This window comes from Mycolicibacterium pulveris (assembly GCF_010725725.1).
GTDB lineage: Bacteria > Actinomycetota > Actinomycetes > Mycobacteriales > Mycobacteriaceae > Mycobacterium > Mycobacterium pulveris.
The window spans coordinates 5,098,902-5,112,703 of the sequence record NZ_AP022599.1 but is presented as its reverse complement, the minus strand read 5'-3'; the positions used below and the strand labels follow the sequence as shown (position 1 = coordinate 5,112,703).

The following is a 13,802-nucleotide window of genomic DNA, read 5'->3' as shown; positions in this document are numbered from 1 at the left end:
GCGCCGACACCTCCTCAGTACGCGAACGACAGCGGCGCCACGTCGTCGTCGGCGGGTGGATGAGGCGGCACCGGCTCGGCGTCGTGCTCGGTCGGTCCTGCGACGACGTAGCGGCGGATCAACCAGAACCAGATCACCGCCAGCACCGCGTATACCGCCGTGAACGTGACCAACGACAGCACGACGATGCCCGCCCCGTGGCCCGAGACGCCTTCGGCGACGGTCAACCGGATCATCGAGTCGCCGGTCGGGTTGGGCACCACCACCCAGGGCTGGCGGCCCATCTCGGTGAATATCCAGCCCGCGCTGTTGGCCAGGAACGGGGTCGGCAGCGTCAGCAGGGCGAAGCGGGTGAACCAGGGGGACTGAGGAATTCGACCACCGCGGGTGAACCACAGCACCGCCAGCGCGAAAAGCGAAGGGACGGCCAGCAACCCGATCATCGCGCGGAACGACCAGTACGTGACGAACAGGTTGGGGCGGTAGTCGCCGGGCCCGAACTTCTCCTGGTACTGATCCTGCAGGTCTTTGACGCCCTCGAGGCGCACACCAGCGAACTGACCTTCGGCGAGAAATGGCAGCACGTACGGCATCTCGATGAGGTGAACGACGCTGTCGCAGTTGTTGTGGGTGCCGACCGTGAGGATCGAGAACTTGGGATCGGTCTGGGTGTGGCACAACGATTCCGCCGAGGCCATCTTCATCGGCTGCTGCTCGAACATCAGCTTGCCCTGAACATCGCCGGTGAAGACCAGCCCGACGCTGGACACCAGCACGACCAGGCTGCCGAGAACGGCGGCAGGGCGGTAGAGGTTTAGCGCATCGGCCGTCGGGCCCTGCCGGTGGGCTCGCACCAGCCACCACGCACAGACGGCAGCCACGAACGTACCCGCGGTGAGGAAGGCACCGAACACCGCGTGGGCGAACGCGGCGATCGCGGTGTTGTTGGTGAACAACGCCACGATGCTGGTCAGTTCGGCGCGACCGGTCTCGGGGTTGACGCGCGCACCGACGGGGTGCTGCATCCACGAGTTGGCGGCGATGATGAAGAACGCCGACATGTTCACCGCGATGGCCACCACCCAGATGCAGGCCAGGTGGACCAACCGGGGAAGCCGGCTCCACCCGAAGATCCACAGCCCGATGAACGTGGATTCGAAGAAGAACGCGGCGAGCCCTTCCATCGCCAGCGGAGCGCCGAACACGTCGCCGACAAAACGGGAGTACTCACTCCAGTTCATCCCGAACTGGAACTCCTGGACGATGCCGGTGGCCACCCCCAGCGCGAAGTTGATCAGGAACAGCTTGCCGAAGAAGCGGGTCAGCCGGTACCACGCCGGGTTGTCGGTGATCAGCCACGCGGTTTGCATGACGGCGATCAGCGGGGCCAGCCCGATCGTCAGCGGGACGAAGATGAAGTGGTACACGGTGGTGATGCCGAACTGCCACCGCGCAACGTCGAGCGCGTCCATCTGCCCTTCTTTCGTGGCTGTGCGACCAGCCTACGACAGGGCGTAGTAGACGTCAGTGTGGGTTAGCTCACCGAGGCTTCGGCATCGGGCGTCTCCGGCGTGGCCGCCCGAGGCTCGGCGCCGTGGTGCTTGGACGCCTTACGGATGGCGAACGCGGAAACCACTTCGAACACGCCGACGACCACCAAGGCGATGCCGGAGACCCAGACCAGGATCGCCAGCGACTCGAACGGCAACGCGAGCATGACGACACCGGCGATGAGGCTGATCACGCCGACGAAGATCTCCCAGGCCCGACCGGGCAGGGTGGGATCGCTGATCGCCGACACCGCGGTGGCCACGCCGCGGAAGATGAACCCGATGCCGATCCAGATGGCCAGCAACAGGATCGACTCCTGCAGACTGCGGAAGCACAGCACGGCCAGCACCAGTGCGGCGGCACCGCTGATGAACAGGAGAACCCGACCGCCCGCCGAGACGTGCAGGCTGAACGCGAACACCACCTGCGCGATGCCCGCGATCAACAGATACGCACCGAAGAAGATCGCCAAGACGATGATCGTGATGCCGGGCCAGGCCAGGACCAGAACGCCGAGGACGAAGGCGAGCACGCCCGACAGCAGCGTGGCTTTCCATAGGTGCTGCAACAGGTTGGGTGGTGCGGGATTCTCCATGCGCGAAGTGTGGCACAAAGCTGCACCGAAGGCCTTGATTTACGCGCGACGCCACGCCGGGAATTGACGTGCGCGCAAATCGCGATCGCTATCGTCCGCAAAGCCGCTGCCGATGGCGTTCGACACCGATCACGGGTAACACTATGAGGATTCGGTACGATGGACCGTCGAACGCACCCGATGAGCACAGTCGTATACCGCACCCGAGCAAACTAGGAGTGACGATGACATGTACCACCCTGCGCCGAGGGGCCGCCGCATCGATGGCAGCGTTGCTGGTGGCGACGGGAGCCGGGATGGCCGTCGCGCCCGCGCACGCCGACGAGAAGGACGATCAGTTCCTCGAGTACCTCGACCAGAAGCGGGTGCCCTACTCGAGCAAGACGGAGGCCATCCGCCTCGCCAAGGACTTCTGTCTCGTGCGGACGCGGCAGAACGCGCCCAAGTGGCGCGCCGCCTATCACCTCGCCAACGACCAAGGCTGGACCGAGACCGAAACCGCGCACTTCGCCGAGGCCGCGATCCCGACCTACTGCCCCAGAGTCTGGAAATAAGCCGCGGGTCGGAGTTCTCCTGCCACCGACCTAGGTCTCTACTACTGTTCCGTTACCGGTCCTTCGAGCCGGTTCCCGCGAGGCAGAAAGTAGAGGCAAACCGTGTTAGGTGCGTGTCAAGACCGTCGAGGGAAACTGTGGCGCATCGGGGCGGCGTTTGCTGCGACGGGCGCTCTTGCGCTTTCGGGTTGTGCAAGCAACACCGCCACGGACGAAACCGCCAGCCCGACCGCCGCGGCGCCCGCGGAGAAGGTCGATGAGATCGCGAACACCGTGCCCGAGGCCATCAAGTCGTCCGGGGAGCTGGTGATCGGGGTCAACATTCCCTACCCGCCCAACGAGTTCAAGGACCCCAACGGCAAGATCGTCGGCTTCGACGTCGATCTGATGAATGCGATTGCGGCAACGCTAGGCCTGGAGCCCGAATACCGGGAGTCGGATTTCGCCAAGATCATCCCGTCGATCCAGGGCGGCACCTACGACGTCGGCATGTCGTCGTTCACCGACACCAAGGAACGCGAGGAGTCCGTCGACTTCGTCACCTACTTCAACGCCGGCATCCTGTGGGCCCAGCGGCCCGACGATCCGGTCGATCCGAACAACGCGTGCGGAAAGAAGGTGGCGGTCCAGGCCACCACCACCGAAGAAGTCGCGGAGTTGCCCGCCAAGAGCAAGGCCTGCACCGACGCCGGTAAACCACCGATCGAGATCGTGTCGTTCGACGGGCAAGACGCGGCGACCAATGCAGTGATCCTCGGTCAGGTGGATGCGATGTCGGCGGATTCGCCCGTGACGTCCTACGCGATCAAGCAGAGCAACGGGAAACTCGAGCCCGCGGGCGAGATCTTCGATTCGGCACCCTACGGCTGGCCGGTGCAGAAGGGTTCACCGCTGGCACAATCCCTGCAGCTGGCGCTCGAGCATCTGATCGAGACCGGGAAGTACGAGGAGATCGCCAGGAGCTGGGGTGTCGAGAGCGGCATGATCGACAAGCCGGTCATCAACGGCGCCATCAACTAGGGATCGCGCGATGACGAACGTCGCCACGCCGCCGACCGACAGTCCGGCCGCCATCGACGCAGTGCCGCTTCGTCATCCGTGGCGCTGGTTCGCGGCGGTCCTCATCGTCTTTGTGGTCGGCCTGTTTCTCTACGGCGCGGCCACCAACGACGCCTACCGGTGGTCGACGTACTGGGAATACCTGTTCAACGAACGGGTACTGAAGGTCGGTGTCGTCAACACGTTGCAGTTGACCATCTATTCGATGGTGCTGGCCATCGCGCTGGGTGTGGTGCTCGCGGTGATGCGGTTGTCGCCTAACCCGGTCCTGAAAGCCGTTGCGTGGGTGTACTTGTGGATCTTTCGCGGCACGCCCGTATATGTGCAGCTGGTGTTCTGGGGGCTGCTTCCGACCATCTACCAGAACGTCCGGCTCGGTGTCCCGTTCGGCCCGGCGCTGTTCGAGCTCGATCTGCAGAGTTTGTCGATCCCGTTTCTGCTGGCCATTCTCGGACTGGCGCTCAACGAAGCGGCATACATGGCCGAAATCATCCGGGCCGGAATCAGTTCCGTGCCCGAAGGGCAGGCAGAGGCGTCGACGGCGCTGGGCATGTCGTGGGGAATGACGATGCGCCGCACGGTACTGCCCCAGGCCATGCGCGTGATCATCCCGCCGACCGGCAACGAGGTCATCAGCATGCTGAAGACCACATCGCTGGTCACCGCGGTGCCGTTCACCCTGGACCTCTACGGCATCACCTCCCGCGAGATCGCCGCGCGCACTTTCGAACCCGTTCCGCTGCTGCTGGTGGCCGCCACCTGGTATCTGGCCATCACCAGCGTGCTGATGGTCGGTCAGTACTATCTCGAGCGGTATTTCTCCCGGGGCGCGTCGCGCAAGTTGACGACCAAACAGCTCGAAGCGCTGGCCAAGGCGCAGACGGCCGGCGAGGCGCACCCATGACACCGATGGTCAAGGCCGAGCAGGTTTGCAAGAGCTTCGGCGCCCTACAGGTGCTCAAGGGCATCACCCTGGAGGTCGGCAGGGGTGAGGTGCTCTGCATGGTGGGGCCGTCGGGGTCGGGCAAGTCGACGTTTCTGAGGTGCATCAACCATCTCGAGCAGGTCAACGCCGGCCGCCTCTACGTGGACGGCGAGTTGATCGGCTACCGCGAACGCGGCAACAAGTTGCACGAGATGGCCCCACGAGACGCCGCCAAACAACGACGCGATATCGGGATGGTGTTTCAGCACTTCAACCTCTTCCCGCACCGCACCGCGCTGGAGAACGTCATCGAGGCGCCGATCCACGTCAAGCGGGTCAAGAAAGCCGACGCGATCGCGCGGGCAAGGGATCTGCTGGATCAGGTCGGCCTGTCGGCGAAGGCCGACGCCTATCCCGCGCAACTTTCCGGTGGCCAGCAGCAACGGGTGGCGATCGCCAGGGCGCTGGCGATGAATCCCAAGCTGATGTTGTTCGACGAGCCGACCTCCGCCCTTGACCCCGAGCTGGTGGGCGAGGTGCTCGGCGTGATGAAAAAGCTTGCCGCGGAAGGGATGACGATGGTCGTGGTGACACACGAGATGGGGTTCGCGCGTGAGGTCGCCAATCAGCTGGTGTTCATGGACGGCGGCGTCGTGGTGGAGAGCGGGCCGCCTCGAGAGGTGCTCGCCCACCCGCAACACGAACGCACGAAAGCCTTTCTGTCCAAGGTGCTCTGAATATCATGCCGGAATACGCGCCCGACCCGGCCACCCCGCTGTGGCGCGCTGCCCAGGTGTTTCGGCTGCTGAGTTGCATATACGCGTTGGGGTTTCAGATCGCGGTGAACCCCGCTTTGGACCGGCCCGCGATCGGATGGCTGCTGTTCGGCGTGCTGATCGCGTGGAGCGCGGCCTGCGCGGTCGCCTACCTGAACGGCTTCGGCCGCCGCCCGTCGTGGGTGCTTGCCGAGATCGCCGTCGTGCTCGCATTGGTGCTGTCCACCAAGCTGGTCGCCTCGGACCAGTGGGCGCTGGACAACCAGTCCCTGCCGACCACCCTGTGGGCCACCAACGCCACGATCTCGGCGGCGATCCTGCTGGGTCCCATCGCCGGAATGCTCACGGGGGTCGCCGTGATGATCGCCAGCACCGTGGTGAAGGGGGTCCTCAACTACGATCTCGTCGGCAACGCGACCATCGTCATCGAGCTCGCCGTCGGTCTCGCGGTCGGCATGGCAGCCCAGACGGCACGCCGCGCGCATGCCGAGCTGCAGCAGGCGGCCCGGCTGGCGGCAGCCCAGCAGGAGCGGGCGCGGTTATCACGCGAAGTGCACGACGGCGCGATCCAGGTGCTCGCGTTGGTGTCCCGGCGCGGCCGCGAGATCGGGGGCGCCACCGCGGAATTGGCGGAATTGGCCGGCGAGCAGGAACGTGCGTTGCGGCGCTTGGTCAGCTCGGTGGACACCGAACCGCGGGCCGGTCAGATGACCGACATCGGTGCGCTGTTGCGGACGCAGGCCTCCGACCGGGTGTCGGTGAGCCTGCCCGCCGAACCGGTGCGGCTCGACACGCGCACGGCAACGGAACTGTACGCCGCGGCCTCCAACGCCCTGGACAACGTCAGCGCCCACGCCGGGCCGGGTGCGCACGCCTTCGTGCTGCTGGAGGATCTGGGTGACTCGGTCACCGTGACCGTGCGCGACGACGGCGTCGGCATCCCCGACGGCAGGCTGACCGAGGCCGTGATCGAAGGGCGCATCGGCATCGCGAAATCGATTGTCGGGCGCATGAACTGGCTGGGCGGCAGCGCGAAGCTCACCACGGGGCCGGAAAGCGGGACGGAATGGGAACTGACGGTACCCCGACGGTGATGGTGGTGGACGACCACCCGATCTGGCGCGACGCGGTGGCCCGCGACCTCGAAGACGACGGGTTCACCGTCGTGGCGACCGCGGACGGGGTGGCGGCGGCGCGGCGCCGCGCGGCCGCGGTGCAACCGGATGTGGTCCTGATGGACATGCGGCTGGCGGACGGTGACGGTGCGACGGCCACCGCGGAAGTGCTCGCCGTGTCGCCGTCGACGCGGATCCTGGTGTTGTCGGCGTCCGACGAGCGTGACGATGTCCTGGACGCGGTAAAGGCCGGGGCCACCGGATATCTGGTCAAGAGCGCCTCCAAACAGGAGCTCGGCGACGCGGTGCGGGCGACGGCCGCGGGGCGTGCGGTGTTCACCCCGGGGCTGGCCGGCCTGGTGCTGGGGGAGTACCGGCGTATGGCCGCGAACCCGGCGCGAGACCCGCAGACACCGAGCCTGACCGAGCGGGAGACCGAGATCCTGCGTCACGTCGCAAAAGGGTTGACCGCCAAGCAGATCGCCACGCGTCTGTCGCTGAGCCATCGCACGGTGGAGAACCATGTGCAGGCCACGTTCCGCAAGCTGCAGGTTGCCAACCGGGTCGAGTTGACCCGCTATGCCATCGAGCACGGGTTGGACCAGGAATCCGAGTAGTCCTACTCAACCAGATTCGGGGTTGACGCTGCGACGATATCGCCATGACCGAACCGCAGCACGTCGTCATCGCCCGGCTGTCGGCTGACTTCGCCGCGATCTCGCAATACATGGCACGGGTCGCTTCCGACCTGGCCCAGCTGGATCGGGTGCTGGCCGACCGCACCTCGATGCAACCAGTTCCCGCGCCGGCGGCGTCGTACTGGCCGCAGTACGCCCAGCCGCAATATCCCCAGTCGGCGCCTCATTCGCCCCCGGCTCCGGCGGCGCCGCCGACACCGCGCCCGCCGCGCGACGAGGGCTGGATCGGCAAGGTGCTCGCCGTGGCCGGTGTGGCGGTCACGTTGATCGGCGTCGTGCTGCTGCTGGTGCTCGCGGCTCAGGCCGGCATTCTGCGACCGGAGATCCGTGTCGCGGCCGGGGCGGTGCTTGCCGCCGGCCTGGTCGGCACCGCGGGATGGTTGTGGACGCGCCCCGGGGGACGGATCGGCGCCATCGCGCTTGCGGCCACCGGCGTCGCCGCGGCCTACATGGACGTCATCGCCGTCACCACGATCTATGACTGGGTGTCCGCGCCGGTGGGGCTCGTCATCGCCGCGGTGATCGGCGGCGCGGGGCTCACGTTGGCGCGCCGCTGGAACTCCGAGCAGCTGGGGCTGCTTGTGCTGATCCCGCTGCTGGTACTGGCACCGATCGTGGTCGGCGACATGAACCTGCTGCTCGTCGCGTTCATGCTCGCGCTGGCGGCCGCCTCGCTGCCGGTTCAGCTGGGCAAGGACTGGATCTGGCTGCACGCCGCCCGCATCGCCGCGGCCACCGTCCCCCTGCTGGTGGCGCTGGTCGCCGTGAGCTTCGACGACGGCCGCGACGCCGCGCTGGCGGCAGCGTGCGGCATCGCGGCGGTGCTGGCGATCGTCGCCGCGTTGCTGCTGGCGCCGTGGACCGCGAACCGAGTGGCGATGGCGCTGCTGACCGCCGCCGGGGTGCTGCCGGTCCTGTGCGTGGGCCTGGCCGCCGACCGGCTGGTCGCCGCGGCGATGGCGGCCGCGCTGTCGGCGGCGCTGCTCGCGATCGTGCTGCTCGGTCGGGGCTTGCCCGCCGTCGCGGGCGCGGCCCGGCAGGTGTGGGCGGTGCTGGCGGCCGTCGCGGCGCTGATCGCGGTGCTGGTCGCGTTCGACGGGCATATCGCCGGGCCGGTGCTGTTGGCGATGGCGCTGGTGGTGGCGGTGACCGGGCGCGCCGAGACGGTCGCGAGGTGGACCGCCGTCGGGTTCGCCGTCGTGGGTGGCGGTATCTACCTGAGCTACGCCCCGCCGGATTCGTTGATCGAAGCGACCGCGACGACGCCGGCCACGGGCATCTCCACGGTGGTCGCGAGCCTGCTGCTGATCGCCTGCGCCGTGGTGATCGTCTGGTCGTTCCCCGACCGGGACTCGACGGCGTGGGCCGGGGCCGCCATCGTGGTCGTCTATGCGCTCACCGCGCTCACCGTCACCGCCGGCGTGCTGATCGGCGGTGAGGGCGGCGGTTTCTTCGGCGGTCACATGGCCGCGACGATCTGCTGGATCGCGCTGGCCGCAGCGCTGTTCGGGTACGCCGCGCGGGTGCCGCGGGCCGACCGGTCGCTGCCGATCGGCGGGGGACTGGCCCTGGTCGCGGCCGCGATGGCCAAACTCTTCCTGTTCGACCTCGGCACGCTGGACGGGATTTTCCGAGTGGTGGTTTTCATCGTCGTCGGGCTGGTGCTGCTGGGAATGGGAGCCGGTTACGCACGGTTGCTGGAAAGACAGGACCAGCAAAAAGAGCAGTCGGTATGACGTCCACTACATGCTAAACTGGACTGAATCCAATTTAGGAGGTGTTGAAGTGGACATGACTACCAACGCACGTCGTACCGAACAAGAAATCCAAGAATTCGTCGCCTCGGCCGAGCTGAGCGCAAACCTGCAGCGCGTCCTCGTCGACCTCATCGAACTGCAGTTGCAGGGCAAGCAGGCACACTGGAACGTCGTCGGAACCAACTTCCGCGATCTGCACCTCCAGCTCGATGAACTCGTCGACTTCGCCCGCGAGGGCAGCGACACCGTCGCCGAACGCATGCGCGCGCTGTGGGCCGTGCCCGACGGTCGTACCGACACCGTGGCGGCCACCACGACGCTTCCGCAGTTCCCGGCCTATGAGCAGAGCGCAAGCGAGGTCGTCGACCTGATCGCGACGCGCACCTACGCCGTCGTCGACACCATCCGCTCGGTGCGCGACGCCGTCGAAGCCGAGGACGCCGCCACCGCCGACATCCTGCACGGGCTGATCGACGGCCTGGAGAAGCAGGCGTGGCTGATCAAGGCGGAGAACCGCAAGGTCTAGATCCGACCGCCAACACAACCGCATCGTTTCGCACGGGGGTGGGTATCCCACCCCCGTGACTGTGAGAAGAGACATCCACGCCTCGCGCCAGCAGGTGTGGGATGTGATGGCCGACGGATGGACCTATTCGCAATGGGTGGTCGGCAACAGCCGGATGCGGGCCGTGGACCCGAACTGGCCGGCGCCCGGCTCCAAGATCTGCCACTCCATCGGGGTGTGGCCGCTGGTGATCAACGACGTGACCGTTGTCGAGCACAGTGAGCCGCTCGAGGAGCTGGTGCTGCACGCCAAGGGCCGCCCATTCGGCGGTGCCCGGATCGTGTTGCGGCTCAGTGATATTCCCGACGGGTGTCGGGTGGAGATGGAGGAGTTCCCGGTGAGCGGGCCGGCTTCGATCCTGCCGAGCCGGCTGTCCGACATCGCTGTGTGGCCGCGTAATCGGGAAACGCTGTGGCGGCTGGGCGCGTTGGCCGAGCAGCTCAAGCCGACCGAGGTGTCGGACCGCTGACCGGTTGCAGCTCGACGGCGTTGCGCACCGCCTCGTCGTCGCGGCGGCCCACCAGGTACCAGGTGTGCATCACGCCCTTGCCCTTGACCTCGACGGGGCCGCGCTCCTCGAACAGAAACTTGTCCTTGAGCCGCTCATAGACGTTCTGCGGCACCTGGATTCGGCCCTCCACGTCCGTCGTCTCCATGCGTGACGCGACGTTGACAGCGTCGCCCCAGACGTCGTAGAAGAACTTGCGCGCCCCGACAACGCCGGCCACCACCGGGCCGGCCGCCAGCCCGATGCGCAACGGCACCTCGCGGCCGCGGGGGTCGCGCAGATCCGCGACCGCGTCGGCCATGTCCAGGGCAAGGCAGGCCAGCGCTTCGAGGTGGTCTTCCCTGGGGTGGGGCACACCGCTGACCACCATGTAGGAATCACCGCTGGTCTTGACCTTCTCGAGGCCGTGCCGGTCGACCAACGCGTCGAGGTCGGTGTAGAGGCGATCGAGAAACCGGACGAGATCGCCGGGCGCGGTGTCGCTGGCGCGCTTGGTGTATCCGGCGATGTCGGCGAACAAGATTGAGGCGTCGTCGTACTTGTCGGCGATGATGTTGCGGGTCGGATCCTTGAGGCGGTCGGCGATGGTGGCGGGCAGGATGTTGGCCAACAACCGCTCGGATCGGTCGAACTCGGCCTCCATCGCCAGCCGCGCACGCCGGATCTCGCGTAGCGCATACCAGAGGGTCGCCACCAGCAGAATCCACGCGGTGACCACGGTCAGGATGAACGACGTCTGGAACGCCCACGGCGGTTGCCTGCCGGTGTCGTTGGGCACGAGAAACTCGAGCAGGATGACCGCGGCGGCGCCGATCGAGGCGAGCACCGCGGCCAGCACCAGGTGATCGACGCCCAGGACCACAACCGTGATCGCGGCGGCGACCACGAAGTACAGCTGCAGGCCCGTGCCGGTGCCCAGGTAGACGCACAGCACGGTGACGACGGTGTAGGCGACGGCGAAGAACACCAGCGGAGCCACCAGCTCGCCGAACCTGCACAGGAACGGAATCATCAGAAACACCAGCGCGCAGCCGAAGTTCAGTACCGGAAGCCACCAGATTTCCCGGTTGATCAGCAACCCCTGGACACCGAAGAACGCGATGATGGCCGCGCTGATCATCGCGGTCACGTTAAGGACCCGACGACGACGTTCGGCGGTGGTGGTGAGGTGGCGGGTGCGGGCGGGGGCGCGGCTGTCTAGCGCCAGGTCCGGCACGCAGACGGCTCGGAACTTCGCCACCACAGTCAAAGCGTACGCCGCGAGCCGATAGCGACCTGCGACTTTGGCCATGGGATTTGCTTGGTGAATTGCGGTCGTCGAAGCGACGTATTTGCTCTTCTCGTGCGCGTCGGAAATGGCGGTGTGCACGGGCGGTCGGATCAAGGGTGGCGGTGCCGTCGTCGCGCCGCGGTCGGCCAGGTCGCATGTTGCCGTGAGTATCGCCACAGACTTTGTGGAAATCGGTCGTGAGCCCACCTTTCACACAGAAATCACCGATACCGAAAATATTTTCGCTTATGGTGTTGCTCGGGATCGAACACGATAGCCTCTTATGAACGTGAACCCGGCTGGAAGTGTCCAATAAAACTGATATAACCAGGCATAACCAGTAGCTACCACGCAGCGGCTCCCTAGACCGCAGCCGCTGGTATCAGATTTGCTGAATTCACACGTTCATGCCTGATTACGAAAGCGTGTGTCGCCGGTCGACTTTCGCATAGTGTCCTGTTTTCCAATTGGGTGTTCGACGTATCTTTGATGGGCTAATTTGAAGCCAACACCGTCGCGCTGATCGAGAACAGGAGTGGCATGCGGGCCATCATCAACCGTCGTCTGCAGCGCTGGGGGATCGCGTCGATGATTGCCGCTGCACCGTTAGCTGTCCTGTGTGCATATGTGACCAATTTGCTCGTCCCGACCGAGCCGATACCGAAACCCAGATATGACGCGGCGGCGATTCCCATCGTTCACACGGCGACCATCAAAGACGAGTCCACGACCATCGGGATCGCCGATTCGGACATGTATGACCCGAACCTCACCGATGAGGAGATCATCAAGCGTTTCGACGACATGCAGGCGCTGGGCGTCAACACGTTGCGGGTGCTGATCCCGTGGGGCGCGATCCAGCAGGCCGAACCGGGCAGCCCGCTGGAAGTACTGTTCCCGCCGGATTGGAGCCGGATCGACTTCATTCTCAGCCAGGCCCAAGAACGCGACATGGCCGTTCTCGGGGTGCTGAACTCCACCCCGTACTGGGGCGGTGCGGACGGCACCGGATGCCTCGGATGCCCGGGCGTCGCACCGGATCCGACAAAGTTCGCCGCGTTCGCGGGCGAAGCGGTCACCCGCTTCACCGGGCTGTACCCGGGTGTCGTCTCGGCCTATGAGGTGTGGAACGAACCGAACTATTACCGTTCGTGGTTTCCGGTGGTTGACGGCGTGGCCTACACCGAGGTGTTGAAGGCTACCTACTCCGCGATCAAGGCCGCCGATCCCGACGCGACCGTCGTCGCGGGGGTGCTGGCCGCGGTCGTCTCGGCCGGCGGGTTCACGATGGACCCGGTGACCTTTGTGCAGACGATGTACGCCAACGGCGCCAAGGGGTACTTCGACGCACTGTCGTATCACCCCTACAGTTACGACCGGCCGTTCGGCGAGCAGAACCCCAACTTCATCTCACCGCTTCGTTCGCTGCTGCAGATCCGCCTGACGATGCTCGACAACGGTGATGACCTGGTGAAGATCTGGGCGAGCGAGTACGGGTTGCCGACGTCGATGGTCACCTATCGGCAGCAGGCCGACTTCGTCGAAGACTTCCTGACCACCTGGGCCAACGGCCTCACCGAAGAGCAGATGGCACAGTTGCCCGCCGAGTTCCGGGAGTTGGCGGCCGACTGGAGTAGCTGGATCGGCCCGGCGTTCATCTACACGCTGCGTGACCGGTTGGCTGCCCCGGACACTGAGCAGGGGTCGATGGGGCTCTATTACTTCGACGAGGCCAGCGCTGAATGGAAGATGAAGCCGGCCGCCGAGGTCATCAAGTGGATCATCGAAGAGCGCAGCAGCCCCGACAGCCTCGCCGAGGCGCTGGCCGCGTCGCTGCAGAAGCTCGTGCAGCAGGTGGCCGAGTCGGTGGCGGCGGCGGTCCAGACGGTGGTGCCCGCGGTGACGCAGACCGTTGCGCAGGTCGGTGCCCAGGTCGCGGACGCGTTGGCCAACGCTTTGGCCGCCTGGCTGGGGTCGCTGGGGAAGCCAGCGGCGACGGCGGCGGCCGGCCCGTCGACGGTCGATGCGCCCGTGCCGGTTGCGGATGTGGTCGAGGAGCCCGCCGCTGAGGTGGTCGAACCCAAGGTCCCGGAGCCCGAGGCCCCTGAGCCCGAGATCACCGAGGAGGCAGAGGTCACCGAGCCGATTGAGCTTGCCGAGCCCGTCGCGCCGGACGTCATCGACGAGGCCGAGGACGAGGTGTCCGTCGCAGGGGAGGACACCGAACAGGACCTGGTGGATCAAGCTGCGCTGGACGACGAGGACTACGAGGACTACGAGGACATCGACGTCACCGCCGACGATGTGACGGACACCAGCGCCCAACACACCCAAGGCGACGGCGAGACGGCCGCCTCAGACGCGGGCGCCGGCGGAGAATCCGCGGACGACGCGGGCGCGGACGCGGCGGCCTGACGGAAACCGTTGTG

13 protein-coding genes are annotated in these 13,802 nt (G+C 66.2%); 10 read left to right on the top strand and 3 right to left on the bottom strand.

From position 1 onward, the window contains the following. Window positions 1-14: 14 nt before the first annotated feature. Window positions 15-1,472, bottom strand: coding sequence for a cytochrome ubiquinol oxidase subunit I (locus G6N28_RS24800; protein ID WP_163905004.1), 1,458 nt, complete (start codon window positions 1,470-1,472; stop codon window positions 15-17). A gap of 62 nt (window positions 1,473-1,534) precedes the next feature. Further along, window positions 1,535-2,146: an HdeD family acid-resistance protein gene (locus G6N28_RS24795; RefSeq protein ID WP_163905002.1), complete on the bottom strand. Its 612-nt coding sequence runs from the start codon at window positions 2,144-2,146 to the stop codon at window positions 1,535-1,537. A gap of 224 nt (window positions 2,147-2,370) precedes the next feature. On the opposite strand from G6N28_RS24795, the gene G6N28_RS24790 reads away from it, so the two are divergent. The 9 genes from G6N28_RS24790 to G6N28_RS24750 all read left to right on the top strand — a co-directional run bounded on the left by G6N28_RS24790 (window position 2,371) and on the right by G6N28_RS24750 (window position 10,064). Further along, complete coding sequence (locus G6N28_RS24790; RefSeq protein ID WP_163904999.1) at window positions 2,371-2,700, top strand: DUF732 domain-containing protein; 330 nt, start codon at window positions 2,371-2,373, stop codon at window positions 2,698-2,700. 102 nt (window positions 2,701-2,802) lie between these two features. Continuing rightward, complete coding sequence (locus tag G6N28_RS24785) at window positions 2,803-3,720, top strand: ABC transporter substrate-binding protein (protein WP_163904997.1); 918 nt, start codon at window positions 2,803-2,805, stop codon at window positions 3,718-3,720. A gap of 10 nt (window positions 3,721-3,730) precedes the next feature. After that, window positions 3,731-4,663 carry an amino acid ABC transporter permease gene (locus G6N28_RS24780; RefSeq protein WP_163904995.1) on the top strand — a complete coding sequence of 311 codons (933 nt, stop codon included), beginning with the start codon at window positions 3,731-3,733 and terminating at the stop codon, window positions 4,661-4,663. Between the two features lie 5 nt (window positions 4,664-4,668). Next, entirely contained in the window at window positions 4,669-5,421 is a 753-nt protein-coding gene (locus G6N28_RS24775; RefSeq protein ID WP_179962237.1) for an amino acid ABC transporter ATP-binding protein, read from the top strand. A gap of 5 nt (window positions 5,422-5,426) precedes the next feature. Beyond that, window positions 5,427-6,554 carry a MacS family sensor histidine kinase gene (macS, locus tag G6N28_RS24770; protein WP_179962145.1) on the top strand — a complete coding sequence of 376 codons (1,128 nt, stop codon included), beginning with the start codon at window positions 5,427-5,429 and terminating at the stop codon, window positions 6,552-6,554. Then, window positions 6,527-7,192, top strand: coding sequence for a response regulator (locus G6N28_RS24765; protein WP_163904991.1), 666 nt, complete (start codon window positions 6,527-6,529; stop codon window positions 7,190-7,192). The genes macS and G6N28_RS24765 overlap by 28 nt, the downstream gene beginning before the upstream one ends. 44 nt (window positions 7,193-7,236) lie before the next feature. Continuing rightward, complete coding sequence (locus tag G6N28_RS24760) at window positions 7,237-9,009, top strand: DUF2339 domain-containing protein (protein ID WP_163904989.1); 1,773 nt, start codon at window positions 7,237-7,239, stop codon at window positions 9,007-9,009. Window positions 9,010-9,064: 55 nt separating this feature from the next. After that, window positions 9,065-9,556, top strand: coding sequence for a Dps family protein (locus G6N28_RS24755; RefSeq protein ID WP_163904987.1), 492 nt, complete (start codon window positions 9,065-9,067; stop codon window positions 9,554-9,556). Between the two features lie 55 nt (window positions 9,557-9,611). Next, window positions 9,612-10,064: an SRPBCC family protein gene (locus tag G6N28_RS24750; protein ID WP_163904985.1), complete on the top strand. Its 453-nt coding sequence runs from the start codon at window positions 9,612-9,614 to the stop codon at window positions 10,062-10,064. Here G6N28_RS24750 and G6N28_RS24745 read toward each other — a convergent pair. Then, the gene (locus G6N28_RS24745; protein WP_163904983.1) at window positions 10,036-11,394 is read right to left on the bottom strand and encodes an adenylate/guanylate cyclase domain-containing protein; all 1,359 of its coding nucleotides are present in this window, start codon (window positions 11,392-11,394) and stop codon (window positions 10,036-10,038) included. The two genes, G6N28_RS24750 and G6N28_RS24745, sit on opposite strands and share 29 nt — an antisense overlap. Window positions 11,395-12,000: 606 nt before the next feature. On the opposite strand from G6N28_RS24745, the gene G6N28_RS24740 reads away from it, so the two are divergent. Then, a complete protein-coding gene (locus G6N28_RS24740; protein WP_163904981.1) occupies window positions 12,001-13,788 on the top strand; it encodes a cellulase family glycosylhydrolase in 1,788 nt (595 codons plus the stop codon). Window positions 13,789-13,802 lie beyond the last annotated feature (14 nt).

Coding starts and splice junctions, on each gene's coding strand:
- macS (WP_179962145.1), top strand. CDS start 5,427: ATGCCGGAATACGCGCCCGACCCGGCCACCCCGCTGTGGCGCGCTGCC.
- G6N28_RS24765 (WP_163904991.1), top strand. CDS start 6,527: ATGGGAACTGACGGTACCCCGACGGTGATGGTGGTGGACGACCACCCG.
- G6N28_RS24790 (WP_163904999.1), top strand. CDS start 2,371: ATGACATGTACCACCCTGCGCCGAGGGGCCGCCGCATCGATGGCAGCG.
- G6N28_RS24795 (WP_163905002.1), bottom strand. CDS start 2,146: ATGGAGAATCCCGCACCACCCAACCTGTTGCAGCACCTATGGAAAGCC.
- G6N28_RS24755 (WP_163904987.1), top strand. CDS start 9,065: ATGACTACCAACGCACGTCGTACCGAACAAGAAATCCAAGAATTCGTC.
- G6N28_RS24800 (WP_163905004.1), bottom strand. CDS start 1,472: ATGGACGCGCTCGACGTTGCGCGGTGGCAGTTCGGCATCACCACCGTG.
- G6N28_RS24745 (WP_163904983.1), bottom strand. CDS start 11,394: ATGGCCAAAGTCGCAGGTCGCTATCGGCTCGCGGCGTACGCTTTGACT.
- G6N28_RS24775 (WP_179962237.1), top strand. CDS start 4,669: ATGGTCAAGGCCGAGCAGGTTTGCAAGAGCTTCGGCGCCCTACAGGTG.
- G6N28_RS24780 (WP_163904995.1), top strand. CDS start 3,731: ATGACGAACGTCGCCACGCCGCCGACCGACAGTCCGGCCGCCATCGAC.
- G6N28_RS24760 (WP_163904989.1), top strand. CDS start 7,237: ATGACCGAACCGCAGCACGTCGTCATCGCCCGGCTGTCGGCTGACTTC.